The organism is Kitasatospora sp. NPDC007106, from assembly GCF_040634455.1.
Taxonomy (GTDB): domain Bacteria; phylum Actinomycetota; class Actinomycetes; order Streptomycetales; family Streptomycetaceae; genus Kitasatospora; species Kitasatospora arboriphila.
On record NZ_JBEYFP010000896.1, the window covers coordinates 1 to 2,285 of the forward strand.

5 protein-coding genes are annotated in these 2,285 nt (G+C 75.2%); 4 read left to right on the forward strand and 1 reads right to left on the reverse strand.

The window, feature by feature from the left end; all coding sequences use genetic code 11:
* The first annotated feature begins 64 nt into the window (after window positions 1-64).
* Complete coding sequence (locus ABZ641_RS33750; RefSeq protein ID WP_344622370.1) at window positions 65-373, forward strand: immunity 53 family protein; 309 nt, start codon at window positions 65-67, stop codon at window positions 371-373.
* Between the two features lie 15 nt (window positions 374-388).
* Here the strand turns inward: ABZ641_RS33750 and ABZ641_RS33755 are convergent, their stop codons facing one another.
* A complete protein-coding gene (locus tag ABZ641_RS33755) occupies window positions 389-799 on the reverse strand; it encodes a YrdB family protein (RefSeq protein WP_344622369.1) in 411 nt (136 codons plus the stop codon).
* A 279-nt stretch (window positions 800-1,078) separates the two neighbouring features.
* On the opposite strand from ABZ641_RS33755, the gene ABZ641_RS33760 reads away from it, so the two are divergent.
* From ABZ641_RS33760 to ABZ641_RS33770, 3 genes are all read left to right on the forward strand, one after another.
* Complete coding sequence (locus ABZ641_RS33760) at window positions 1,079-1,273, forward strand: hypothetical protein (RefSeq protein ID WP_344622368.1); 195 nt, start codon at window positions 1,079-1,081, stop codon at window positions 1,271-1,273.
* A gap of 88 nt (window positions 1,274-1,361) precedes the next feature.
* Complete coding sequence (locus tag ABZ641_RS33765; protein ID WP_344622478.1) at window positions 1,362-1,934, forward strand: GNAT family N-acetyltransferase; 573 nt, start codon at window positions 1,362-1,364, stop codon at window positions 1,932-1,934.
* 22 nt (window positions 1,935-1,956) lie between these two features.
* Window positions 1,957-2,285: GNAT family N-acetyltransferase (locus ABZ641_RS33770; RefSeq protein ID WP_359988096.1), on the forward strand; the 329-nt coding region annotated here is incomplete at its 3' end.

The following is a 2,285-nucleotide window of genomic DNA, read 5'->3' on the forward strand; positions in this document are numbered from 1 at the left end:
CGCGGCACCGCGCGGTCGAGCAGGCGGACGGACCCCTGCAGCCGTCGCACTGGCATCTGCGAGCATGAGCGATTCGACGCAGGTCCTCGACTGGCTGCAGAACTGGTACGCCGACCAGTGCGACGAGGACTGGGAGCACGAGTGGGGCGTGAAGATCGCCACTCTCGACAATCCCGGCTGGACCGTCACCATCGACCTGGAGGAGACCGACCTGGAGGACTGCGAATTCGCCCGTCAGGACGTCAACCGCAGCACGCACGACTGGCTGTGGGCCTGGACCTCCGAGAAGGCCTTCCACGTCAGGTGCGGCCCCGCCAACCTCGCCGAGGCCCTCACGCTGTTCCGCGACTGGGCGACCGGAAGCACCTCCTGACGGACCTCACGGACCTCATTCCGGCGTCCCGGTGGAGCGGCGGCGGGACGTCTCGGCGAGGGTGGTGTTCAGCACGATCACGCCCGCGAGGACGTACGCCGCCGTGGGGTGGCCCAGGCCGTACAGGGCGGCCGCGCCGCCGCCGAGGACCAGCGCCTTCACCAGCAGCACCCAGGGCAGGGCCGGCCGGTAGCGGGCCCGGGGTGCCGCGAACAGGCCCCACAGGACCACGGCCGCCGCGGGCAGCCCGAGGCCCAGCAGCACCCGCCCCGCCGTGCCTCCGCCCTCCGCGAACCCCCACCACGCCAGCAGTACCAGGGCCGCCAACTCCAGCAGGAACGCCAGCAGTTCGTTGGCCGTGAACCACGGCCGGCCGGCCGGTCCGGCCACCGCCTCGGCCGATCCGTTCCGTGTCTTGCGCACCATACCCGGGTCCTCCCCCCGCCGTGCTCCCCGCCGCCGGCTGCGCGGCCGCCCCAGCATGGCACGCGGGCCGCCGGAGCGGGTGCCGTCCCGTTCAGCGGCCTCACCCGGCACGGTGACGCTCCGTCATGTCGGGGTCCGAGCGGGAGATCGGCAGGGCTTGCGGACATCGCGTGAAGGCCCGCGCCGGTCCGCGGAGCGGCCGGGATGATCGGCCGCGAACGCCGGCGCAGCGTCGCGCCGGCGGCGGACGGAGGTGTGCGCGTGGCGATGGGTGTCTCGGTGAGCAGTCCGCCCCACCCGCATCTGGGCCGGGCGGTCCGCGACCGGCGGGACGGCCGCTGCGGCACCATATCCGGCCAGTTGGTCGAGCGGGACACCGAGACCGGGCGGCTGCTGCGCCGGCGGATCTTCGTCCGTCCGATGGGCGGCGGGATCGAGTGGGAGGCCGCGCCCGAGGACCTGGTGCCGGCCTGAGCCCACCGCGCCGCGGCACCGGGTGTGGCAGGATGCGTCGGTGATCACCGACCCGCCCCTGCCCGCCGTGCCCGCGGTGGTGCCCGCCATGGTGCCCGCCGTGGTGCCCGAGGGCCGGATGGCCGCCGCGGCGCAGCCGGTGCTGGCCGTCTCCGCCGGGCTCGAACTGCGGCCGTGGCGCCCGGAGGACGCCGGTGCCCTGGTCGCGGCGGGCCGGGACGCGGCGATCCGGCAGTGGAACCTGCTCGCCGTGCCCACGGCGGAGGACGCCCGCCGCAGGATCGCCCGCATGCAGCAGCGCTGGCAGGCCGAGGAGGCGGCGATCTGGGCGATGGCCCGCCCCGGTGGCGAGGCCCTCGGCCTGGTCGGCTGGAACGACGTCGACCTGGCGGCGGGCAGCGCCGAGATCGTCTACTGGGTGCTGCCGCACGCCCGCGGCGGCGGTCTGGTCGTCGAGGCGGTGCGCCGGGCCGGCCGGTGGGCCCTGGACGAACTCGGCCTGCACCGGCTGACCCTGTGCCACTCCACCGCCAACCCGGCGTCCTGCCGGGTCGCCGACAGGGCCGGCTACACCGTCGAGGGCACCATGCGCAGCGCCCTCCGCCATGCCGACGGCTGGCACGACCAGCACCTGCACGCGCTGGTCGCGGGCGATCTCTGACGGACGTTCAGGAGGTACTGCGGTGTTCACCGTTCCCGGGACCGTCCGGACGCCCCGGCTGACCCTCCTGCCGCTGGAGGCCGCCCACGCCGAGGAGATGGCGGAGGTGCTGGACGACCCCGCGCTGCACGCCTTCACCGGCGGCCGTCCGCTCCGCCCCGACGAACTCCGCAGCCGGTACGAGCGGCTGGTCGCCGGCTCCCCCGATCCCGGTCAGATCTGGGCGAACTGGGTGGTCCGGCTGGACGCGGCCGACCGCCTCACCGGGACGGTCCAGGCAACGGTGACCACCCACGGCAACGGCGACGGCCGGTGCACCGCGGAGATCGCCTGGGTGGTCGGCACCGGGTG

Bases quoted from the DNA above. Each gene is read 5' to 3' on its own strand.
- ABZ641_RS33750 (WP_344622370.1), top strand. From the start codon at position 65: ATGAGCGATTCGACGCAGGTCCTCGACTGGCTGCAGAACTGGTACGCC.
- ABZ641_RS33755 (WP_344622369.1), bottom strand. From the start codon at position 799: ATGGTGCGCAAGACACGGAACGGATCGGCCGAGGCGGTGGCCGGACCG.
- ABZ641_RS33765 (WP_344622478.1), top strand. From the start codon at position 1,362: ATGGTGCCCGCCGTGGTGCCCGAGGGCCGGATGGCCGCCGCGGCGCAG.